Here is a 23,293-nt window from a genome sequence, read left to right on the forward strand (position 1 = left end):
CCAGGATCCAAGTGCATCCAAAGGGCACAAGATCGCATGGAAAGGGAGGATCGGCCATGAAAATTGGAAAGTGGTGGCACTCGGTCGAGGGGACACTTGAGAAACGGGATGAACGCATCGAGTGCGATTTGTGCCCTAGAAAATGCCGGATGAAGGAGGGTGACCGGGGCTTCTGTTTTGTCCGAAAGATTCAAAATGGAAAAATGGTGCTGGACACATATGGCAAAAGCACCGGTTTCTGCATCGATCCCATCGAAAAAAAACCTCTTCACCATTTCTATCCCGGCACCAGCGTCCTTTCATTCGGTACAGCCGGTTGCAATCTTGGCTGCCAATTCTGCCAGAACTGGGATATTTCGAAATCGCGTGAGGTTGCCAAACTCAGCTCGTTTGCTGCTCCGGAAACGATTGCGAAGGCGGCGCGGGAACTGGGATGCCGCAGTGTTGCCTTCACCTACAACGACCCCGTCATCTGGGCGGAGTATGCAATCGACACCGCCATCGCCTGCCATGATCTGGGGATCCAGACCGTAGCGGTCACAGCCGGATATATCCAACCGGAAGCGAGGGTGGAGTTCTTTCAACACATCGATGCTGCGAATGTCGACCTCAAGGCCTTCACGGAAGAGTTCTACCAGCGAATTACCTATTCGCATTTGGCACCAGTGCTGGATACTTTGCGTTATGTGAAGCGAGAGACGAATGTATGGCTTGAGATCACGAATTTGATCATCCCCGATTCCAATGATTCCGCGGATGAACTCAAGCGACTATGCGAATTCGTTGCGGAGGAGCTTGGAACCGACACTCCGATTCACTTCTCCGCGTTCCATCCAGACTTTCGCATGCAGGACAAACCGAATACTCCCGTCGAGTCTCTCATCCTAGCTCATGAAATTGCGAAGCAGGCAGGTTTGCGTTATCCGTATATTGGCAACGTGCATGACGCATCTCGGGGCTCAACCTACTGCTACCAATGCCAGCACTGTTTAATCGAACGCGACTGGTATGAGCTTCGGGCCTATCTCCTCATCGCGGACCGTTGCTCCCATTGCGGCGCGCAGCAGTCTGGTCGGTTCGACGCAAAACCGGGCACATGGGGACGTAAACGGCAACCGGTAAACCTAAATTCTTTCCGCCCCACCAACATCCAACCCGCAATCCATCAGCTATCTTTGCCGGTCGGCGAAGAACTGTCTCAGCCCTCGTTACAACCGTCTCCATCGCCAATCTCCTCGCAATCCCACTCTTCGGAGGATCCCGTGTCGATTTCAGAACCCGTTAAGCTCCCCATGCTTCAACTTGATGAACTAACCGATGCACAGAAGCAGCAGATCCACCGAGCGAGTCAACTGGCGATCATTGCAGCGACCATCGGCCGCCCCCTTTCATCGGATTGGACTCAACTGCTGGGCGATCTCGCCGGGAAGTATGTTTTTGGTCTCTTCACCACTCTAACTCGAGCCAAGCAGCTTCGCGGATGCTGCGGGTTTTTAGGTCGCCCCACACCGCTCGCGGAGGCCATCCTTCAATCCGCGGCCCGCACGGCGAAGGATGATGTTCGCATGGTCGCCATATCCCCTGCCGAAGTCCGATACTTGGAACTCGACGTTTCCCTCCTGGGTACACCGGTTGTCTTGAACATGCCTCCTACCGAGCGGGCCAACGGGGTGCAGATCGGCAAGCATGGGTTGCGTATCACACGTGGCAATCAAGCCGGGCTGCTGCTCCCTAGCGTGGCTACCGACCACGATTGGGATGCAAAAGACTTTTTGAGAGCAGTCTGTCGCAAGGCTGGATTACCGGAAGCATCGTGGCAAGATGCTACAGCGACCGTCGAGATTTTCGATGGCGCCGTGATTTCCGGAGCCATCGAGCTTGAATCGATTCCCTCCGACATGCCGGTGGTGCTTCCACCCGGCACCATTCAAAAACTACAAAAGCTCAGGCAGGTTGCGACGAACAATCTCATCGCGCTCACACAGGGTGGCACTCCGAGCTATGTCGCGCTCGACGCCATGGACGGCAATGTCAATGGAATGGTGCTCACGCTTCGAAACGCTGAGACCAGCCAGCCGCTCGCCAACTGGATTCATACTTCCCTCCGGCCCGGATTTCCCCTGCAAAACACGCTGCTCGAACTTTGTAAGAATGCGGCCGACACCCTTTTGAGGACGCGTTTTGAAAAGAATTTAAACATCGAATTGGAAATCACTGTTCTCTACGATCCGATCCACCACGGAATCATTCAATCGGACGACTGGGAAGGAGACGGGCTCCGTGAAACTTTCGCTCAATGCGATCTCGAAGGGGTGAAAGCGGACAATCGCGCGATCGTTTCGCTCCTTGGTGATCGGTGCTCGGTCGTATTCGACGCCGCCAAATCGGTGCATCAACTTGTTCAAGAAGCCGCATTACCCCTGCGTTCTCGCAAGAACCCTATCGCCATCTTTTCCATGCAATGCATGTCTACCACCAGTTCACTGATGGCCAGCAATGCACCGATCGCGGTCGATAGGAGGGAGAATCGCCAGGCCGCCGTCGCCGGCACGTTTTATCCAGCGACTCGATCGGAGCGCATGTCATTGATCGATCGATTTCGTTCGAATCCAACTGCCACCCCGAGGCGGTTGCTGGGATTGATGACACCCCATGCCGGCTTTCCATTTAGCGGCGCGGTCGCGACCAAGGTATGGGAGCAAGCCGAATTGCCGGAAACGCTGTTGATGATTGGGCCGAAGCATACTCCGCACGGTTCGGACTGGGCGGTCAGCCCGGCCCCTTCCTGGGAACTCCCCGACGGCGACGCGTGGATGGCCAATTTGGATCTGGCATCGGCCATTGTGGAAGGTGTCGAAGGGATGCAGTTCGATTTGACTGCCCACTTAGCCGAACATGGAATTGAGGTGCAACTTCCTGTTTTGGAAGCATTGATCGGAAACTCGCTTCGCCCGCGCATTACCGCGGCGGTTGTTCGCGGAGCTAGCTGGGACGAGATCCGTACCCTCAGCCAGCAGTTGGCTGCCGTTCTGCGCAAGCTGCCCGAGCTACCCCTCTTGGTTATCTCGAGCGACATGAATCATTATCAGCCCGACCCAGAAACCCGCCGGCGTGATGAACTGGCATTGAAGGCCATGGAGTCCTGCGATCCCTACCACTTGCTGGAAACCTGCCGCGCGCACCACATCAGCATGTGCGGAGTTGTCCCGACGGCGATCATCATGCAAACGTTGCACGAACTGGGAAAATCGTTTGCGATCGAGCGAATTGCCTATGAAACCAGCGCGGACCGAGGAAGCGATCCCGGCAGGGTCGTCGGCTATGCTGGCGTTTGCTTCACTGAAAAATAGATACGCCGGGAAATAGAAATAGATACGTCGAGCAGTCGAAACAAACCGAGCGAGAACCTGATCACGGGTCCCTGCGTTCCTTTCTAAGTCCTGGAGCGAGTCGACGGCGCTCGTGATGGACCAGCTATCGAGGGTTTGGCGCGGCGTTTGCAATTCGTGGGGACTGTCGGTTTTCCGACTGCCATAAGGGGGTTCCGGATGGCACCTCCGATTCGCTCGTTGTACTCGCTCGAGGTTTGTTATGTCGTTTCGAATGGATAAGTTGACGATCAAAGCCCAGGAAGCGATCGTGGAATCGCAGTCCAAGGCATCGGAGATGGGGAACCCCGAACTCGATCCCTTGCATTTGCTTCACGCGCTACTCCAAGACCGCGAGGGGGTTGTTGTCCCGCTTCTCAAAAAAATCGGCGCCTCGATCGAGAAGATTCAATCGGTGACCGATAGCGAAATGAAAAGGCTTCCCCGCAGCTCCGGCGGCAGGCAGCCCGGCGTCGGCCCAGCCCTTCAAAAAGTCTTCGAAGCGTCTGCCTCTGCAGCGACCGCGATGAAGGACGAGTTTGTCAGCACCGAACACTTGCTCCTCGCACTTTGCCGCTCCAACAACAAAGCGACCGAAGTCCTGAAGCTGCTAGGAATCGATGAAAACGATATTCTGGGCGCTTTGCAGTCGGTGCGTGGGAGCGCGCGGGTAACCGACCAGACCCCCGAAGGAAAGTTTCAGGCATTGGAGAAGTACGGTATCGATTTGGTCGATCTCGCTACGAAAAACAAACTGGATCCGGTCATCGGACGGGATGCCGAGATTCGGCGCGTCATCCAAGTTCTTTCGCGACGCACAAAGAACAATCCCGTCTTGATCGGCGAGCCCGGAGTGGGCAAAACCGCCATTGCCGAGGGGTTGGCGCAGCGCATCGTAGCGGGCGATGTGCCACAAAGTCTCAAAAACCGACGTGTCATCGCGCTCGATATGGGCGCGCTGATCGCAGGTACCAAATTCCGAGGGGAGTTTGAGGAACGACTGAAGGCAGTCCTGCGCGAGGTAAAAGATTCCAGCGGCGACATTATTCTCTTCATCGATGAACTCCACACCGTGATCGGCGCGGGAGCGGCCGAGGGATCGAGTGACGCGGCGAATCTTCTCAAACCCGAGTTGGCACGCGGACAGCTTCGTTGCGTCGGAGCCACCACGCTCGATGAGTATCGCAAACACATTGAAAAGGATGCTGCACTCGAGCGTCGGTTCCAACCCGTTTACGTCGGGGAGCCTTCGGTCGAAGACACCATTACGATCCTTCGCGGATTGAAGCCTCGGTACGAAGCCCACCACGGCATCAAGATTCGGGATGCAGCGTTGGTCGAAGCTGCTAAGCTTTCACACCGATACATTTCCGATCGATTCCTTCCGGACAAAGCCATCGACCTCGTCGACGAAGCCTCCGCGCGCATCGCCATGGAGCGAGATAGCGTGCCCGCTGAGATCGACTCGTTGCAACGCCGATTGCGGCAGCTCGAGATCGCCCAACGGCAACTTCATGATGAATCCGACGAAAGCACGGAGGAATCGCTGTCGGATATCGAAGAAGAAATCGCGCGCGTGCAGAAGGAGCTTGCAGGGCTTCGTGAAAAATGGGAAGCGGAAAAGCTTGGTCTGTCAGGCGTGGGATCGATTCGCAAATCACTTGAACAAGTGGAGGCGGAATTCCGTCAACTCGAATCGAAGGTTAAAGAAAAGCAATCGGTTGGACTTTCCGTGGAGGAAGCCGAATACCAGCGGCTCTACGAGTTGGATCAAAAACGTCGCAAGCTGACCGATGAGCTTCAGCGAGAAGAAAGCGTGGCCCATCCTCCTGCCGGGACCGACGAGCGCAAACTCCTTCGCACCGAGGTTACCCCCGACGAAATCGCAGCCGTCGTCAGCTCTTGGACTGGAATTCCTGTCACTCGCATGATGGAGACGGAAAGGGCCAAACTGTTGGTGATGGAAGAGCGATTACACCAACGCGTCGTAGGACAAGCCAAAGCGGTCGAAGCCGTGAGCAATGCGGTGCGCCGAAGCCGGAGTGGATTGCAAGATCCAAATCGCCCCATCGGTTCCTTCCTTTTCCTCGGCCCTACAGGGGTTGGCAAAACCGAACTCTGCAAGGCCTTAGCGGAGGTGATGTTCGACGACGAAGCCGCCATGGTACGTATCGACATGAGCGAATTCATGGAAAAGCACACAGTCAGCCGATTGGTCGGAGCGCCTCCGGGATATGTTGGCTACGAAGAGGGAGGACAACTCACCGAAGCGGTTCGTCGACGTCCGTATAGCGTCGTCCTGCTCGACGAAATCGAGAAGGCACACAACGATGTCTTCAACATCCTCCTGCAGGTTCTCGATGATGGACGTCTCACCGACGGACAAAACCGGATGGTCGACTTCACCAACACCGTGATCGTGATGACGAGCAATATCGGAAGTCAAATGATTCAACGTGTTGCGGAAGAAGGGGGCTCGGAAGAAGAAATGCACCAAGCGGTCCAAGACTCGCTCAAGGCAAGATTCCTGCCAGAATTTCTAAACCGAATCGACGAGACGATTATCTTCGAACCACTGAAGAGAGATCAGATTCGTCGCATCGTGGGGCTGCAAATCAAACGACTGGAAAAACAGCTTGCGGAAAAGCACATCACGCTTTCCATCACGGAGCGTGCCTTGGACGCGATCGCAGAGGAGGGCTACGATCCGATTTATGGGGCGAGACCTTTGAAGCGAGTCATCCAACGCCGACTGCAAAACAAGATCGCCAGTGCGTTGTTGACGCGGGAGCCCGATGACACCAACCCGATCGCTATCGATTTCAAAGAAGGCGAATTCATGTTCGCTTGACGGCGTCGGAGTATTTACCCTGCATCGGGGTATTCGCCCGGAGTCGGAGCGTTCGCCCAGTGAAAGAGGCGGGGTTCCCCAGTGCCGCGCAGTCCTCAGGGCCTGCGCGGTGCAGATGCTTCACCGCGACTGCCTTCGATTCGGCTTGCAGGAACGGGGAAACCCGTTAAGTTCGCATGGCCCCGGCGAGGTTCGTTTTTAACAGCGAAGTTCCCGGGTGCCCGGGAACTTTCCAAACAGAACAGTCACTTGCATATTCGCCGAATCGAGATTTATGCCACAGATTACACTGCACCAACTGAGCATGAGCTATCGTGGCCCTCAACTCCTTTCGGAAGTCGGTTGCCGAATTGAAGAGGGGGAAAAAATTGGGCTCCTCGGTAGGAACGGAGCAGGAAAGTCGACCCTCCTGAAGCTGCTTGCTGGACAAGAACGACCGGAGTCGGGATCCATCGAATTCGCCCCCGGAACGCGCGTCGCCGTTCTCCCGCAGGATGTTCCAGAGGGGATTCGCGGCACGGTCGAGGAAGTGGTGTCGCGAGGGTTACCCGAGGAGTTTCAGCTCGACGAGAACCATTGGAAACGGGATCAATATCTTTCGAACACCCTCCAGCAACTCGAACTAGCGCCCCACCTCGACTTTAACTCCCTGTCCACGGGTCTGAAACGTCGCACCCTGCTGGGGCAGTCCATCGTGAGCCGACCGCATGTCCTCCTCCTGGACGAGCCGACCAACCATTTAGACATCGACGCCATTCGATGGCTGGAAGGTTTCCTCGCATCCCTCGAGTCCACCCTCCTCTTTGTCACGCACGATCGCGCGTTTCTGACGCGACTGGCAACGCGAATTCTGGAAATCGATCGGGGCAAGCTATTCGATTGGTCCTGCGACTACGAGACATTCCTAAAGCGCAAAGAGCAAGCATTGTTGGCAGAAGAAAAGCAGCAAGCGTTGTTTGATAAGAAGCTGGCAGAAGAAGAAGTCTGGATTCGCACAGGTATCAAAGCGAGAAGAACCCGCAACGAGGGACGCGTTCGAAGATTGGAACAGATGCGCGTCACGCGACTACAACGTCCCAAGTCGGTTGGAAGCGTTAGGATGCAGTTTGAAACCGGCGAACGGAGCGGTAATCTGGTGTGCCAGATTGAACAAGCCTCATTTGGATATGGTGACAAGCAAATCGTTGCACCTTTTGACTTGACCATCATGCGAGGGGACAAAGTTGGAATCTTAGGTCGCAATGGCGTTGGCAAATCGACCTTGCTCAAAGGAATCTTGGGGAAACTGCCACCGCGAACGGGGACGGTCCGTCTCGGCACAAAACTCGACATCGCTTACTTCGATCAAACCCGCGATGTGCTCGATTTGAACAAGACCGCGGTCGAGAACGTTGGCGAAGGAAAAACGACGATTCAAGTTGGAGGAAAATCGAAACACATCATCGGATACCTGCAAGACTTTCTCTTCACACCGGAACAAGCGCGTTCACCGATCCGCTATTTCTCTGGAGGACAGCGAAATCGACTGATGCTGGCGAAACTATTGGCTCAGCCCGCCAACATGCTCATCATGGACGAACCCACCAACGACTTAGACTCAGAGACATTGGAACTGCTGGAAGAACGCCTCGTCGAGTACGACGGGACGTTGATCGTGGTGAGCCACGATCGCGCTTTTCTCAACAACTGCGTTACGAGTCTCTTGGTGTTCGAGGACGGGGCGATCAAAGAATACGTCGGAGGATACGATGACTGGTTGAGGCAAAAGAAAGCGGAACTCACCGGCAGCAACGGTGTGAAGAATACGGCTCGCGGCGCTGCGTCCACACTCCCCAAAAGTGAACCATCAACGACTTCCATCAAGACCCAGGTTGAAAAGAAGCTTTCGTTCAAGGAAAAGCAAGAACTAGATACGTTGCCAAAAAAAATCGAACAGCTTGAATCGGAGCAAATAGCGATTCACGACCAGATGGCATCACCCAATTATTTCAAGCAACCCGCTTCGATCTTGGCTGCCGATCAAACTCGATTAGAGAAAATTGGGCGCGATCTAGCCAAGGCGTATCAGCGATGGGAGTCGCTTTCAGAAAGGGCGTAGCATGCGATGGGCATTTTTGGGAGTCGGTCGAGTTACACCCCGAATGGTCGAGGCGGTTCGCTTGGCCGGACATTCTATAACCGCAGCGGCAGCTCGCGATCCGGTAGCATTACAAAAGTGGTGCGAGACCCATCAAGTCGCCAAGTCCACGCACGACTTCCATAGCTTGTGCGACGCAGACGATATCGACGTTATCTACGTCGCACTACCTCCCCACCTCCACACCGAGCTTGCCATTAGGGCATTGAAATCGGGTAAGCGAGTCCTTTGTGAGAAACCTCTCACCGCCCATCTAGAGGATTCTCGCCGACTGCATGCAGTTGTCTCCCAATATCCAGATCGGTTTTGCCACGCATCTGCCTTTCCATTCCACCCGCGTAGCCGAGCGATGCGTGACTTGATCGCCGGTGGAGCAATTGGGGAAGTGACGCGTGCTACCTTCTCGTGCAGCTTCTCCCATGTACTTCAACGGGGACGTGACTACCGAACCGACCCCAGCGCGGGCGGCGGATGCTTGCTCGACCTGGGTTGGTACTGCGCACTAGCGACGCAATGGTTTACGGGTGAGAGGCCCTCCCGCATTCAGGCGATGGGAAGACGTCATGCCGACCATGGCATATGGCTTAGCGCACAGGCGATTGTGGAACTCCAAAGCGGCGCATTTGCCCATTGGGACTGCGGTTTTGATGCACCGGGACGGAAATGGATGGAGATTGCGGGAACCAAGGGCTCTGTGATCTGCGATGATTTCCTAAGACCCTGGGATGCTTCGAAACCTCGCTTCTGGGTGCATGGCTCCGATGGAAAGGCCCGAAGCGAAATGGTCGGCGAAAATGTGAACCAGGAGGCGCGGATGATCGAATCGCTGTGGGAATCGAACCATCATGCGATCGATCTAAATCAACTCACCGAATTTGGTTTTCAAGCTCAAGAAACCCTCGCCGCTTGGGAGTATCAGTTGATCGAAACGAGCATCCATCCATCTTCACCGCAGTGAGTCATCGAATGAGGCCAGCATCGATAGGCTGCGGGGTTGTCGCGACGAATCGCTTTCGTGGATGAGTTAAGACAATTCGAGCTTCAACGACTGAAATTGCCGGCCCCTTTGAGTTCGGCCCAGTCACGATTCCGGATATGGGCCTTTTCAATCGTCAACGATCCCAAACCGGATCGTCGACTCGATACTCAGCTCGTGCAAGGCGGCACCTGGGGTCTATTCCGACTTGCTTCGCCCGCGTCGAACGCGTCGAACGATCCCGATTCCTATCCCCGCTATCCCCAGCAATGCGACAGAGTTGGGCTCAGGAACAGCCGTGATTCGCAAGTCGTCTATAGCAAACGTATGTCGGCTATCGTTATTCCCGATCCCACCCGACGCTTGCGCAACAACTTGCACCCAAAGCCCCCCCGAATCCCCGGGTGTGTAAACGCTGATAGTAAAACTTCGATCGATCGCTCCCACAACATCTTGGCTAAAAGTTCCCACTGACGTGAAAGAGGTTGGTGTGGCACCTGCCCCCCACCGAACCTCCCAGCTGTTTGGGAGCGTCAGATTGTGATCGTGGAGTAGTTGCGAACTAAACGTAAAGTCGAGGGAGGAGGTGTTGACGTCGATGACTCAAAAGGTAAACGCTGCCCCGGGATCCAGACCAAGACTGCTTTGACTCGAAACATCCCCTTTCAGATGCACTCCCAATGCTCGATCGCTCCAATTTTGCTGAACTCCCGATGAAGGATTGTTCGCGTCCACGAAAGGAAGAGAATCGATTGCGGCATAGTTATGAAATCCGGAATTGTTCGAATCCCATGGCTTCGGATTGATCCCATCGGTATTAAACGCGGCCGAACTATCCGTACCTAAAAAGGAACTCGTCGCGCCGACTCGAACGCTCACCCCGTCGGGCAATATCGTTCCAATGCCGTCAAAGTTTTGCGTATACGTCCCGCTTGATAGCGAAATGTCTGCCTTGGCAGGAAGCGCCCAAGCCAACGCGAGAAAAAGACTAAATGATATAATTCTCATGATGTTTGTCCTTGTCTGTTTCTATCGTACGTTGGATGCCGCACAGACCACTTACTCGCCATGCGAGCCGACCGATCCAATCGCTACGATCAGAGACTGTTAATGCTCGAATATGAATATGCAAGGAAAAATCGTCAACGGTTTGTCCCGACGCACAGTCCGCGACTTGCATACTCCCAAAGCGTGCCAACATGCCCCACTCGTGACACTTCCGGGTACATAAGGAGCGTTACTCGCAGGCCTAGCCATCCCAATTCCCTTTGCCACCACGCTTAGTCTGTCGGAAGCAGCGCATCGAACGCTCGAAACGCAGCTCCACGTGGCTATTTATGGCACAAACACTCCTCCAAGTGGATCAAAGTCCCCACCGCAAAACGCTTTCGCATTCTCCGCAGAATTTAACAAAAATCCGAAAAATCATCTCTGGAGCCAACGAGCTTTCTAGTCATCAAAATCCTAGTGCCGTTGTCGGCGATAGACTTTCATAACTCATGGATCAACTTTTGGGGAGCACTCCACAGCGTCTTGAGAAAGCAGGAACACTAATCGCCACTCATTCGCACTAATCAAGAACCGCGACCATCTTGCTGCTATTCCTTATTAGTGGTGATGAGTGAAGATTAGTGTTCTGTTCCCATGCAATCCTAGGAGTTGCCGTCTGTTCTGGATCCAACTCGTTCAGCGTCGAGAATAACAGCTTGCGGGATCCGAAGCGATCCGACCATTGGCGGTTGATGTTGGCATAGTAGTTCTTGAGTGCGGGGCTCGTCCAAGTCTCTTTGTCGAAGTGCTTGCCTGGAATTTCGTACTCCTCCTGAACCTTGACCAGATCGGGCTCACCGCGCTCATCGATCCATCCGTACTCCCGTGAGATCTGCTCCCGAGGGGCATTCTCGCTATCGACCAAGTGTTCCACTGGCTTGGGCAATGACAGGTTCACTGGCATGAATGCCGCTTCGACTCGCTCCCACGCTTTCCACATCGCGACGCTTCCGCGAGGGCAGTCTGCATGCACCGCTGCAGCACGCATCCAACGAGCGAACTTCAAAGCGAAGTCGTCGAGGGCCATCACAACTCGTTTGGCTTTGTCTTCGACTTCCCGTCCGTCGTCAGCCGATGCGTCAATCAATCGCTGCCACTCAAGGCGGAGAGTCCTTTGAGATAGATCTTGGCTTTGGATACGTCGAGGGTACTCCAGGGGATCCACGGTAACTGAGTGAGTCAGTGGGTCTATCCTGGGAATCCACACTTATTGGTCAATAACAAGGTTTGAACCTCGTGGACTCCAGTCAACGGGAGTGACTTTTCAGACCGCCAGAAGGATCAATACACTGTTCGATGACTGGAGACACGCAGCGCATCTTAAGACCTGCGAAAGTGCTTCGCATACAAGCCGCATACGGACGCGCACATATGGTGCTGAAAGGAGGGTGCCCAACAATGGGCATCCTTGCCCGATTCTGGCATTATCATTTGAATCGTCCGGTGGAGTCAATAGATCGAAACCCCGATTCTGATGTCCGATTTCCAGCATACGGCCCTAAAACTTCTGTTCTGCCAATCGCGACAAGCTTCCCATCCCTAGCCGAGAAGACGGCCGCAACCTTTGGACGAACCCAGTAATATGGATGCTCACAAAAATCGTCATGTCGTCGAATCTCCTCTGCGCGCTCAAGGAACTCGGATTGCGTTTCATGCTCTCCTTTAACCGCAACTGCGAATGCAAAACTCGCCTCCTTCGCCCCCCATTTGATTAGCTTGGCTTTTACGTCATCAACGAGGTCACCCACTTCAATTACTCCAACTTTGTTTTGGACTTTCGCCGAATAAGAGCACCCAACAATGACCAGCAACAGAATCATTTGAGCAAAACGTGACATCTGCAACTCATTGCCAGAGCGCCAGGGATGATCGAGGGCGAGTCATTGACTTAACGCAAGTCAAAAACGGTCGATCGAGCCCGTCGCGTCCATCCCATTGTTCTGTGATCTTTGAGAATTGTAGCGGATCGCAGCGAGCAGTTGATCTTCGGACACGAGGTCTTTTAGCACGATTGGGTCGCTAGGGAAATCTGGATTGTAGTTTAGGAAGGCGGGGATAGTAATCAGCCCGTTATCCTTTGCCAATTGCACTGCTGCAGGATCAAGATTGGTCATGTCAGCGCGAAGGGTTTGCAATCCGCTGTACCGAATTGTATCTATCGCTGTAGCGCTTTTGATCGCTGTTCGTTCATGAATCATCCCGTTTATGGCCCAATTCGCGGATAGGGAAATCAATACGGATTGCTTCTTGTCAAACGCCTCTTGCAGTGACGTAGATGTGTATGCATTCCAAACCAGAGGCTGTCGCGGTATCAGCCGGATAGAGATTGCGACGGCAACTGCAATGACAGCCATGCAAATGAGAAGCGTGCGAGTGCGAAACTGGGCCCTCACGATCGTGTTTCATTCATCGGACGATACCTAAATCTGAGATTCGTGCTCGTGCTCAGCGCAGCGGTGCTCGTTATCGTAATCGATCTCGGCATCATACGTTGCGCCGCCTCGAATGACCGAGCAACGTAATCGATCGAAAGACGATAAACGTCGAGTCGCTCGTGGTCAAAAGATTGCGCAGTCATCACGCTGGTTCCGATTACGATTACGAGCACCGTCGCTACGCGACTGAGCACGAGCACCACAGCCAGAACGACGACGGTAACGGGGTCGCCGCCGAATAAATGATGATTTCAAAACTCGCGCTGCCGGCGGCTCCCGTTCACCGCTTGGTTCGCCGAATTACCTGCTGAGTCTGACAGTATGTAGATTTGGTCAAGCTTCGCTCGATCGTCCGGACGGCCAAGCACCTCCACCCAAAGGATTTGCCGTTTGGAGTAATGCACACACATCACGCCTTTTGCAGGCGCGATCACGCGTTTGCATGCCGGCCAAGCGGGAGCGGATGACTTAGGCACGGCGTAGAACGTTACGCAACCTGGTTCATCGCATAGGCATCGCTCAACGATCTCTACAGAATGAACCGTTTCCGCAAGATGCTTGTATCCCTCGGCGGCTAGTCCCTGCGCAAGTTCTTCTGCAAATTCCGGTAATGCGTCGGCGAGCTTCATCATCTTACTGTCAGCGAACCAATAATTCTCCGGCGCATGCGCCGGAAAACAAGACCTCTATTGTAGCCAATTCGCCTAACAGAATGGGCTTTGAAACCCATTGAATTGTACCTCACCGTCCAAAGTGTGAAGTTGCTCAATGCCAGGGAATATTCCCTTAATGCGACCGATGGTTAGTCGCAGGCAACCCTTATGGGTTTAGGGACGTTGCCGCGGCTCGCCGTACGTCGTGTGGTGTAATGCAACGAAGGTCCTGGGATTACCGAACAGCATCCCGAAAAACCCGGCGATGAGCCGTCAATCCATGCCTTGTCGTAGTGCAACTCGATTCTAATCGTCAATCCAAAGTTCGATTCGCTATTATTCATGGACTTCGTCGACGACGAACGGATTCAAAGCATGGGGTACCTGAGATCGAACCTTGTCAGTCGTCTTCCACATCGCGCGCGCTGGGTAGCCTCGGATGCGACAGGAGGTTTGGAACTTCATCCCTGAACGACATGTTGAGTGTCCGCAAGTCCTTCCGGCAATGCTCAACGATGTTTTCGCCGATGCCTGGCTTTCTTCGCACTGCCGATTCGGTGGTGCCTGCGAGTGATCGCACGCTGACGAATCCGAGGTTGTAAAGTAGATCCGCGTATCGGACATCCAATCCTTGATAGGAGTGGTGACCTGGCGCGTTGCTCCAGTCTTCGATGTTTATGGCTGTCTGCCGACAGAGAAGCTACGTTCTGCTTGCCGAAAGCATTGAAGCTTGTAGCCGGTGTTTGAGCACAAGCGACATCACCGGTCTATCGCAATGGGATTTCGCATCCTGGCAAGGAGGCCAGCTGCTCCCTGAATCGCTTTCATCCCACCCGGGATACGTGACTTCTTTTGTAACCAACCCGGGGTGGCGCTAGCTTACCCCGGGCCAATAGCTGAAGTCCTTTCAGGACATCCCCGAGCCAGAAAGTCGTTTCCCACCTTGCCTTCCAAGGTAAGACACTCGACGACATGGTCTTTGGGACCGGAGCGAATGTTCCGGTCGAACTCAACGAGAATCGAGCAACAGCAAGAGCTGCGAGGTTGACGCACCATCGCGCTCTATCGTGTGATCGATGCAAGGCGAGGGCCAGAGAAACATCGCATGTCGCGATCCAAAACAACACGAGCTAAGCCTTATGCACATGTGTCTTGTACCAAGAAACGAGGATCACCAATCGAGCGACAAGCTCGTTGGATACCTGACAGACCGTGGCGAGCTAGAAAATCGAGGTAAAACCAACTCACAAAACGATACAAACGCCCCAACAGATCGCCCGTTTACAACGAAGTGAGTCCAAGAACTTCGAATGCGTGAGCTGGGCGTCAGAGAAACTCTCGCCGCACCATCAGCTCGAATAATAGCGCCGAGTTCTCGAACACATTTTTACAAAATGTCTTGCAGCGCCGAAGGGCTTTTCCCAGGGATTGCGTCAGCAGCCAAAGCTTGACTTGTTAAGAAAAACATGGTAGTTTTTTCTTAAATGGAGAGCCAGAAAAGAAAGCCACAAGCCGTTGAAAGAGCGATACTTGCGTCCATTCGTGGCCGTGGGAGAGGGTGCGTCTTCGTTCCAGCCGATTTCCTGGGGCTGGGAAGCCGCGAATCCATTGACGTGGCCCTTCACAAGCTCACCCGTGAAGGCACGATCAGGCGGCTCGCCCGTGGGGTTTATGATTACCCCATCGCGCATCCGGTTCTCGGCAAGCTGATGCCGGAGGCAGAGACCATTGCTAAGGCTCTTGCCGGACGCGATCAGATCAAGCTTCAGCCTGCGGGAGCCTACGCCGCAAACGCTCTTGGCCTATCCGAACAGGTGCCCGCAAAAACGGTCTTCCTGACTGATGGCCCAAGCCGAACCGTTAAGATCGGCCCGATGACCATTCAGCTTCGGCAGACCACCGCGAAGAACATGGCTACCGCAGGCCGATTGAGTGGCCTTTTGATCCAAGCTTTTCGAGAGCTTGGAAAGGAGCACATCACCCCTGAGCGTATTGCTCATCTGAAAAACAAATTGCCGCTTGATAAACGTCGGCAGATCACCAAGGACATCAAGCTTGCACCAGCCTGGATGCGCCAGCTATTCCTTGAGATAGCTGAGGAGCCATCATGAATCTGAAGTTCCTCCAACTGCCCGAAAGTGAACGAAAGCTCTACATCGACCAAGCGGCGATCCAGCGTAACGTTTCTCCCATCGTGTTCGAGAAGGATTTTTGGGTGTGCTGGCTTCTCGGAATACTTTTCCGTTCTGAGTTTGCAGACCACATTGTCTTCAAGGGAGGAACCTCGCTTTCCAAGGTCTTTGGCGTGACAGCGAGGTTCTCCGAAGACATCGACCTATCCCTATCACCCCAGTTCCTGAAACTGGAACAAGCGGGCACCAGCCGCAATCAAGCCAATAAATGGATGGCAAAGGCCGAACAAGCTTGCGGCCAAGCCGTAGCGCAGCAGATCATGCCCGCATTGGAGCTACATATCCTTTCCGTTTTGGGAAAGCGGGAAACCAACTGGTTCGAGTACCTGACCGATCCATTAACTCATTCGCCTGTGTTGTTGTTCCATTACCCTTCGACCCAGCCCGCTGGATTCGAGTATCTGAAACGCTCGGTTAAGCTGGAGTTCGGATCGCTTACGGATCAGCAGCCCACAGGCAGGCACGCAGTACAACCTTGGATAGTTGAAGCATTGCCAAAAGCCTTTGACGACTGGGCCTGTGAAGTCACCGCTCTCGAACTGGAACGTACCTTCTGGGAAAAAGCGACCATTCTGCATACCGAATATCACCGCCCCGCCGAGAAACCCACGCCAGACCGGTTCTCGCGGCATTACGCCGATACCGCTGCACTTGCAGGGCACTCTATCGCCTCTCAAGCCATTGCCCACGATGATCTGAGAGAGCGGGTCGTATCCTGGAAAAGCCAATTCTTTGGTAGTGGTTGGGCTTCTTACGACACCGCCAAGCCGGGAAGATTCAAACTCGTGCCGCCTGAAGCACGCATTCCCCACCTGAGGCGCGACTATCAGAACATGCGTGACATGTATCTTGGGGAACCTGCGAGTTTCGACGAGATCATCACCACACTGGCCGCACTGGAACAACGGATCAATTCCAAGTAGTTCCCATCTAACGTTTCTTCCTATACCGATCTGGGCACCTCGTCATCCAAGCGACCGAGTGCTTCCGGGCTCCGCTTCGCTGCGGTCCTAGCGGACAGCTAAGGCTCCCTCTCGCCCTCTTGTGCGCAAGACACCACAGGGGAGCATCCCCCGGTGTGTCAAGGATCGAGCCGTGCGACCTACGCGGCTTCCTCCCCAATCTTCGGCGCTCGTTCCTCGCTTGTGCAGACCGGGTGCCCCTCCGCTTCAGTCGTCCTTGACGCCCCTCCCCCCTTTCCTTTTGGGCTTCGCCCCCATTCCGCCGGAAAACGCGAGCGTGTTTCGCGTAAGGGGGCATTTCAAAAACTCAGAAAGGGAACCGATTCATGGCCACCACTATCGACACCAACAAGCAATCGAATCTCTAACTTTAACTTCTCCACGATTCGCCTCCGCCTCAATCTAAGACAACATCCAGGTCTCCAGATATGCACTTCTCACTGCAACGACCGCATCACTGCGGTCGCGCTAAGAATGAAGCCATGCTTCCGGACTAGTGGGCGTGGTCATGACCTTCAAGATCGTGGTGGATCTCACCTCGGTAGGACTTGCCATCAATCAGGATGTTGAGTTTTGCCGCAGCATGTCCATGCTCCAATTCCTCCACCAGCTTCGCATCCTGAAGAGTAAATCGCGACGACTTTCCTGCCGGATCGTTCGCATCGGGAGCCGCAGGCAACTTGAACTGCGCGGGTTTGCCGTTGTGAACAAGATTGATCGTGACCTCAGTCGCCTCGACCGGATTGGCTTTCGCAGCAGAACTATCAAGCATATAGATCGTCACTGACTGTTCATCATGCACTAGTTCCGCATGGTACTTTTCGTTGCCTAGTTCAATCAGAGTTCCGTGATGAGGACCTTCAGAAGCGTGAGCATGCGAATCGTATGAATCAACCGTGGCGGGCGGAGCGGAGTCCATGACGACGGTTGATTCTGAGCTGCTCGATTGTGACGAATCCTGGCTGCAGCCGGCTGCGAGAAGAACCAGAACGACCGTACTGAATGAAAGATACTTCATAGTTGCATTTCCCCTTATTTTTGTTGTTTAAATGCGATTCTAGACAATCTTGATTAGTGCTTGTGGGCAGCAACTTCGAAGCCGCTTTGTTTGAGCCACGCAATAAGTTGCTCTGCCGCAGCGTGATCGGCAACGTGAACATCACGCCACACCGGGCTTCGGTACCGAATGTCGCTATGGTTGCCATGACTATCTGAGACAACCTCAACGCCTAAGCTGGCAAGCGTGTCGACAAACTTCTTCTCTTGCTGGCTGCCGTTTCCGTGAATCGACTTCCACTTGACCAAACGAAACTCCACAGATTCGGGGCCTTTGCTGTAAACCGCATCGACATGGCCGTGCGAGATATCAAAGCCGCTTCCCTTGAGCCATCCCAGCCATTGCTCCGCCAAAGCATGAGTCTTGACTTCCATCGACTTCCAATTGAGGCATCGATAGGACAGATCGATATGACCTGCATGCTTCCCTTGTTTGGTTTCACATCCTAACTTTTTCACCATATCCAAATGCTGCTGCGCTTTGGTGGCATCTTCAAAGTGCATGGTCTTCCACTCAGGAAGGCAGAATGCCAGTGTCTCACCATCATGAGAATGATCGCCGTGATCATGCCCTGCATGTGCATCGACTTGCTGTGCCATTAACGGTACCGAGACTAGGCAACCAAAGCTCAAAACGATGGCTCCGCATACCAAAATCTGTTTCATTTCAAACACTCCATTTAGGGAACAGGGGATATTGCAAAGCCCGAACTTCAGGATTCGCCGGGAATGGAAAAGCTAAGCTACTCTCGCAACGACTTCATCGTTGAGTTCAATCTGCGTATGAGCGGCTTTCACAGCGCGTTCGGCTGATCGAATTCCCAACAGCCAGAACAACGCAGGGTGGACAAAGAAATCAAGCATCGTGGAGCTCACGACGCCGCCAAGAATCACGGTAGCCACGGGATAGAGGATCTCCTTCCCGGGTTCACCAGCAGCAAGCACGAGCGGAATCAGCGCGATGCCAGCCGTCAGCGCGGTCATGAGCACCGGAGCCATTCGTTCCAAACCCGCTCGCACAATCATCTCCTTGGTAAAACTCTCGCCTTCGAATTCGACCAGGTGGATGTAGTGCTGCAGCAGTAGCACGCCGTTGCGCGAAGCGATTCCAGCCAGGGATATGAAACCGACCATCGACGCGATCGTCACGGTCTGACCGGTTAGCACTAACGCGGCCACCGAGCCGATGAACGCCATCGGTAACGCTGCCATCACCTGTAACGCGAGGTTCACGGTGCGGAACAGCGTGTAGAGAACTAAGAACACACCGACCAGCGATACCGCGAACAAAATACCGATCACGCGACTGGCGGACTGTTGGCTTTGAAACTGACCTTCATAGGTTGGGTAGTACCCAGCAGGCAGCGTCGCAATGACCGGTGCGATGATCTTCCTGATATCTTGGACAACGTCGACTACACCGCGGTCGGCAACATTGCATTGAATGACCACGCGTCTACGAACGTTCTCTCGGTTGACCGTGTTCGGACCGCCTGACTCATAGATACGAGCTACGTTACCCAACGGCACGGTACCGCCTTCCGGCAACTGTATCGGCAATCGTCGCAAAGCATTGATGTCCTCGCGATAGTTCTCTTGCATTCGAACAGTGAGATCAAAGGTCCGCATGCCATCGAGAACTTCCGAGGCGATCTTGCCATTCATCGCCGTTTGCACAAACTGATTGACATCGTTGACTTGCAGCCCTAGTTGCTTGAGCTGGGCGCGGTCCATTTCGATACGCAACTGAGGGATGATGACTTGAGGTTCAATCATCAAGTCGGTCACACCCGGCACCAATGCCATCTCCGCTTTGATCTGCTCAGCTTTTTGCCTCAACAAATCGAGATCGTCACCATAAATTTTCACACCCACCTGCGCCTTGACTCCAGACAGCATGTGCGAAATCAAGTGTGCGATCGGCTGCTCGGTAGCAGTAACAATTCCGGGGATTTGGTCCATCGAACTACGGATGCTCTGAAGTTGCTGTTCACGAGAGCGCGCTGAGTGCGGATCGAGTTCGATCAAGTATTCGCTCATGTTGACCCCTTCCGCATGCTCGTCCAGTTCCGCACGACCGGTGCGCCGTACAAATCGCTGAACGTCGGGAATCCCCATCAAAGCAGACTCTACGGTGCGATTTATTCCGTTCGAAGCAGCCAGCGAAGTGCCGGGAGGCAAGACAACGTTTAACTGCACGGTGCCTTCGTTGAACGGCGGGAGAAAGTCTCGTTCCAGCCTCGACAGAAAAAGTCCGGCTAAAACAACCAAGGCCACTGTGAGACTCAAGTTGAACCACGGGAAAGCTAGACTGAAGCGGATGACTCGCTCACCAATCCACTTCACGCCGCGCAATACAAAACCGTCGTGCTCGTGTCCTTTGGATTGCATACTGCCCAGCAACCAATAGGAGAGAACGGGAGTGACGGTCAGCGACACTAGTAACGATGCTAGAATCGAAACGATGTAGGCGACGCCGAGTGGTGTGAAGAGCTTGCCTTCCATGCCACCGAGCGCAAACAGCGGCAAGAAGACCAAGATCACGATCATCGTACTGAAGACAATCGAACGCCGAACCTCCGAACTGGCTCGATAGACCACTAACAACGGATGCAGTGGATTCGCTGCGACCCGATTCTCTTTCAATCGTCGAAAGATGTTTTCGACATCTACGATGGCATCGTCGACCAGTTCACCCATTGCGACGGCAATACCTCCGAGAGTCATCGTGTTGATGGAGAGCCCGAACACGGCAAAGATCAACGCGGTCATCACCAATGACAGAGGGATCGCCGTCAGCGTGATGAAAGTGGTGCGGACATTCATCAAGAAGAGGAATAGCACAATGACTACGAGAATCACGCCGTCTCGCAGAGCTTCTTCGACATTCTTGATGGCTCGATCGATGAATGCTTTCTGCGAGTAGGTTGGTTCAATTCTCACGCCCTGTGAAAGCGATGGCTTGAGTTCCTCCAAAGCAGCAATGATGTTGTCTGTGACTGCGCGTGTATCAGCACCTGGTTGTTTATTGACCGTGAGGACAACGGCTGGACCGCCGGAGAACTGAGATACATTATCACTTTTCCGTACAAAGGCAGAACTGTCCCCGCGTTTGACCTGCGCTCCTTCGTGAATCTCGGCCACCTGGGAAAGCAGGACCGGGCTTCCATCCCGAATCGTGATAGGGATCTCTTGGAGGTCAGTAACCGTTTGGATGCGACCCAAACTTCGTACCAAGAATTCACTTGGGCCTTGTTGGTCAAGATAACCTCCGGTCCCGTTCTCATTGCTCTTGCTGACGGCCGCTTCGACTTCCTCAAGCGTCACGCCGTAGCGAGTCATCGCATCGGGGTTAACGCGCACTTGAAACTGTTTCCGTTCGCCACCCATCGTGAAGACCTGCGAGACACCGGGGATCGTGAGCAATCGCTGACGAACGATCCAGTCTGCTTCCGTTCGCAATTCCATCGGCGAAACGTCGGGATTGTCGGTCCACATCCCTAACATCAAGATCTGTCCCATGATCGACGAGATCGGGGCGAGTTGAGGCTGTATGCCAGCGGGCAGACGATCTTGTACTAACTGCATTCGTTCAGCGACGATCTGGCGGTCGGTATAGACATCGGTGCCGTAGGCGAACTCGACGTAAATGACCGAGATACCAACGCCAGATGAGCTTCTCACGGCTTCGACACCGTTGGCACCATTGATCGTGGTCTCGATCGGAAAGGTAATCAACGTTTCGACTTCTTCGGGCGCCATACCGGGTGCTTCGGTCATGATCACGACTCGAGGTCGATTCAAGTCTGGGAAAACATCGATGGGCATTTGCAGAATCTGCCAAGTGCCAATCCCAACTAGCCCAAGAGCGACAGCGACAATGAGCAAGCGCTGATGGAGCGCGAATTTGATTAATGCGTTCAACATTGGTAGCGCTCCGTGCTTAGTGATTGTGCCCTGCGTGCGGGTCAGCACCCGCACCCGACTTGTTCTTGATGGCCATCTGCATTTGGTGAGCGGATCGCAAGGCAATCACATCACCAGGATAGATTGCGCCATCGTTTTCAATCACGACGTAACGCTGATCTCGATATTTCACATGCACAGCCACGCGATCGAAGTGATCGCCGTTCTGCTGGAACACAAACCAATCGGCCCCATCTTTCACCGCGGCATCAACGGGTAGCACAATCTGTTGCTCCCAAGCCTCCACCGGGACTCGCACTTCTAGTCGCTGACCGACGCGATATTTCCAGGTGACGAATCGCTGGCCATCTGGTGTCTTCTGATCGCGTAACTTTGTGTTTGGAAGATTGACGAAGAACGAAAGCGTTCGGGACTGCGGATCAACCGCACTTGCAACAAATGCCAGTGACAATTCCCTAATGGTTTCCTGGCCAGCCACACCGGGAATGATGGCTTCGATAGGCCAACCTTTGGCTGCAACTTCTGCGATGGCTGGAGCGTCTTGCTCGAATGCCTTGCCTTCGATGTACAGCGTAGAGTAGTCGGAAAGTGCGCACAGCATCTCGCCGGCTTGGACACCTTGCCCTTTTGATGCAGTGAGTCGCTCCACGATCAATGGTACGTGTTCCGTAACAACTGCTGGTTGATCAGTCTGTTGGAAGGACGCCGACATAAATCGACGATTGCTCAGTCTCAGATTGTTCTCTTCATGCGCGTGGTTGTCGATTTCCGGAGCAACGATAGAAAGATCCCTCAGGAGCCGTTTCTCGTGCACAATGGTGTCGATCTGCTCGTCGGTTAGTCCATGTAATTTAAGTGCTGCTCGCTGTGCACCGATGGAGCTTTGTAGTTTTTGGAGTGCGTACTGCCGTTCTAACAGCATCTTGCTGGCCACCGCTCCGGATCGCGTAACCTCCTCAAGGCGAGCAATCTCACGCTCTTCAACAGCCACATCAGACAAGTTCTTCATCAATTGAGTTTGGGTGTCTACAAGATCCTCATACGTCAACCGGACTTCAAAGAGCTTGTCACCTGGAACGACGGCTTCACCGCTGACGGCATGAACATGCTGGACGATGCCAATCATTGGAGATGAAACATGGATGTCGGTTCGGCCAGGCTTGGCGACTACAATCGCTGGAATCGTGACTGTACGGTAGAAGTTGGAGAGCGCGATAGGACGCAGGTATTCTGCAGTCAGGCCAAGATTCTTGAGAGACTGAGGTGTCAGCTCGAGCGATGAGCTTTCGGAATGCGCTGCATGGTCATGCCCATCGCTTTCATGTGCGTGGTCATGTTCGTCTTCACCATGTGCGTCGACTCCGTGGGCCTCACGTGTCGATTCCTTGCGCGCAGCAACCGTCGCATCGATCCAGCCATTTAGGGCCGGCCACCATTTTGGATGAGTGAAGACCGCGATAGCTAGTAGAAGCAATCCCAAGATCCATCTTGTCCATGGATCACAAACGATCGCTTGGATTGAAAGCTTTTTCATAGGTAACTCAACATTTAAAAACTGGTGCATCGGTCAATGTGCGCAGCTACTCATGCGATCTCGTTAAAACAAGATGTGCGCTGCGGTCGACGTTATGAGGAAGCGGGCGTTGAAGGCAGAAGTGAAGCCAGAGGTGAAGCCAGTGACTCTGA

The 23,293-nt window shown here is 53.9% G+C and carries 15 protein-coding genes; 6 read left to right on the forward strand and 9 right to left on the reverse strand.

Annotated elements, in window-relative coordinates; translation table 11 throughout:
• The first annotated feature begins 56 nt into the window (after window positions 1-56).
• From amrS to VN12_RS08365, 4 genes are all read left to right on the forward strand, one after another.
• A complete protein-coding gene (amrS, locus tag VN12_RS08350) occupies window positions 57-3,350 on the forward strand; it encodes an AmmeMemoRadiSam system radical SAM enzyme (RefSeq protein ID WP_146676392.1) in 3,294 nt (1,097 codons plus the stop codon).
• 253 nt (window positions 3,351-3,603) lie between these two features.
• A complete protein-coding gene (clpB, locus tag VN12_RS08355) occupies window positions 3,604-6,219 on the forward strand; it encodes an ATP-dependent chaperone ClpB (protein WP_409994274.1) in 2,616 nt (871 codons plus the stop codon).
• A gap of 274 nt (window positions 6,220-6,493) precedes the next feature.
• Entirely contained in the window at window positions 6,494-8,317 is a 1,824-nt protein-coding gene (locus VN12_RS08360; protein ID WP_146676394.1) for an ATP-binding cassette domain-containing protein, read from the forward strand.
• Between the two features lies 1 nt (window position 8,318).
• On the forward strand, window positions 8,319-9,314 hold the full coding sequence (locus VN12_RS08365) for a Gfo/Idh/MocA family protein (protein ID WP_146676395.1): 996 nt from the start codon (window positions 8,319-8,321) through the stop codon (window positions 9,312-9,314).
• A 216-nt stretch (window positions 9,315-9,530) separates the two neighbouring features.
• On the opposite strand, the gene VN12_RS08370 is transcribed toward VN12_RS08365, so the two are convergent.
• From VN12_RS08370 to VN12_RS08390, 5 genes are all read right to left on the reverse strand, one after another.
• Entirely contained in the window at window positions 9,531-9,803 is a 273-nt protein-coding gene (locus VN12_RS08370; RefSeq protein ID WP_205855229.1) for a PEP-CTERM sorting domain-containing protein, read from the reverse strand.
• A 132-nt stretch (window positions 9,804-9,935) separates the two neighbouring features.
• Window positions 9,936-10,340 (reverse strand): hypothetical protein, encoded by a 405-nt coding sequence (locus tag VN12_RS08375; RefSeq protein WP_146676397.1) that lies wholly within the window; start codon window positions 10,338-10,340, stop codon window positions 9,936-9,938.
• Between the two features lie 562 nt (window positions 10,341-10,902).
• Window positions 10,903-11,469, reverse strand: a complete 567-nt coding sequence (locus tag VN12_RS08380; protein WP_146676398.1) for a hypothetical protein — start codon at window positions 11,467-11,469, stop codon at window positions 10,903-10,905.
• Between the two features lie 811 nt (window positions 11,470-12,280).
• Window positions 12,281-12,775 carry a hypothetical protein gene (locus VN12_RS08385; protein ID WP_146676399.1) on the reverse strand — a complete coding sequence of 165 codons (495 nt, stop codon included), beginning with the start codon at window positions 12,773-12,775 and terminating at the stop codon, window positions 12,281-12,283.
• Between the two features lie 293 nt (window positions 12,776-13,068).
• Complete coding sequence (locus VN12_RS08390) at window positions 13,069-13,449, reverse strand: hypothetical protein (RefSeq protein ID WP_146676400.1); 381 nt, start codon at window positions 13,447-13,449, stop codon at window positions 13,069-13,071.
• A 1,505-nt stretch (window positions 13,450-14,954) separates the two neighbouring features.
• Between VN12_RS08390 and VN12_RS08395 the strand changes: the two genes are divergently transcribed.
• Both VN12_RS08395 and VN12_RS08400 read left to right on the forward strand, forming a co-directional pair.
• A complete protein-coding gene (locus VN12_RS08395; RefSeq protein ID WP_146676401.1) occupies window positions 14,955-15,581 on the forward strand; it encodes a DUF6088 family protein in 627 nt (208 codons plus the stop codon).
• Window positions 15,578-16,585 carry a nucleotidyl transferase AbiEii/AbiGii toxin family protein gene (locus tag VN12_RS08400; protein ID WP_146676402.1) on the forward strand — a complete coding sequence of 336 codons (1,008 nt, stop codon included), beginning with the start codon at window positions 15,578-15,580 and terminating at the stop codon, window positions 16,583-16,585. The genes VN12_RS08395 and VN12_RS08400 overlap by 4 nt, the downstream gene beginning before the upstream one ends.
• A 532-nt stretch (window positions 16,586-17,117) precedes the next feature.
• On the opposite strand, the gene VN12_RS08405 is transcribed toward VN12_RS08400, so the two are convergent.
• The 4 genes from VN12_RS08405 to VN12_RS08420 form a co-directional block, all read right to left on the reverse strand.
• Window positions 17,118-17,642: a hypothetical protein gene (locus VN12_RS08405; protein WP_146676403.1), complete on the reverse strand. Its 525-nt coding sequence runs from the start codon at window positions 17,640-17,642 to the stop codon at window positions 17,118-17,120.
• 53 nt (window positions 17,643-17,695) lie between these two features.
• Entirely contained in the window at window positions 17,696-18,346 is a 651-nt protein-coding gene (locus tag VN12_RS08410) for a hypothetical protein (RefSeq protein ID WP_146676404.1), read from the reverse strand.
• A 72-nt stretch (window positions 18,347-18,418) separates the two neighbouring features.
• Window positions 18,419-21,607 (reverse strand): efflux RND transporter permease subunit, encoded by a 3,189-nt coding sequence (locus VN12_RS08415; RefSeq protein ID WP_146676405.1) that lies wholly within the window; start codon window positions 21,605-21,607, stop codon window positions 18,419-18,421.
• A gap of 16 nt (window positions 21,608-21,623) precedes the next feature.
• Window positions 21,624-23,141: an efflux RND transporter periplasmic adaptor subunit gene (locus VN12_RS08420; RefSeq protein WP_146676406.1), complete on the reverse strand. Its 1,518-nt coding sequence runs from the start codon at window positions 23,139-23,141 to the stop codon at window positions 21,624-21,626.
• Window positions 23,142-23,293 lie beyond the last annotated feature (152 nt).

Origin of the sequence: Pirellula sp. SH-Sr6A (assembly GCF_001610875.1) — a bacterium.
GTDB lineage: Bacteria > Planctomycetota > Planctomycetia > Pirellulales > Pirellulaceae > JBKCUI01.

Excerpts from the sequence above, each read along its gene's own strand:
- clpB (WP_409994274.1), top strand. The coding sequence starts at position 3,604 with ATGGATAAGTTGACGATCAAAGCCCAGGAAGCGATCGTGGAATCGCAG.
- VN12_RS08410 (WP_146676404.1), bottom strand. The coding sequence starts at position 18,346 with ATGAAACAGATTTTGGTATGCGGAGCCATCGTTTTGAGCTTTGGTTGC.
- VN12_RS08405 (WP_146676403.1), bottom strand. The coding sequence starts at position 17,642 with ATGAAGTATCTTTCATTCAGTACGGTCGTTCTGGTTCTTCTCGCAGCC.
- VN12_RS08390 (WP_146676400.1), bottom strand. The coding sequence starts at position 13,449 with ATGATGAAGCTCGCCGACGCATTACCGGAATTTGCAGAAGAACTTGCG.
- amrS (WP_146676392.1), top strand. The coding sequence starts at position 57 with ATGAAAATTGGAAAGTGGTGGCACTCGGTCGAGGGGACACTTGAGAAA.
- VN12_RS08395 (WP_146676401.1), top strand. The coding sequence starts at position 14,955 with ATGGAGAGCCAGAAAAGAAAGCCACAAGCCGTTGAAAGAGCGATACTT.
- VN12_RS08360 (WP_146676394.1), top strand. The coding sequence starts at position 6,494 with ATGCCACAGATTACACTGCACCAACTGAGCATGAGCTATCGTGGCCCT.
- VN12_RS08375 (WP_146676397.1), bottom strand. The coding sequence starts at position 10,340 with ATGAGAATTATATCATTTAGTCTTTTTCTCGCGTTGGCTTGGGCGCTT.
- VN12_RS08420 (WP_146676406.1), bottom strand. The coding sequence starts at position 23,141 with ATGAAAAAGCTTTCAATCCAAGCGATCGTTTGTGATCCATGGACAAGA.
- VN12_RS08415 (WP_146676405.1), bottom strand. The coding sequence starts at position 21,607 with ATGTTGAACGCATTAATCAAATTCGCGCTCCATCAGCGCTTGCTCATT.
- VN12_RS08365 (WP_146676395.1), top strand. The coding sequence starts at position 8,319 with ATGCGATGGGCATTTTTGGGAGTCGGTCGAGTTACACCCCGAATGGTC.
- VN12_RS08400 (WP_146676402.1), top strand. The coding sequence starts at position 15,578 with ATGAATCTGAAGTTCCTCCAACTGCCCGAAAGTGAACGAAAGCTCTAC.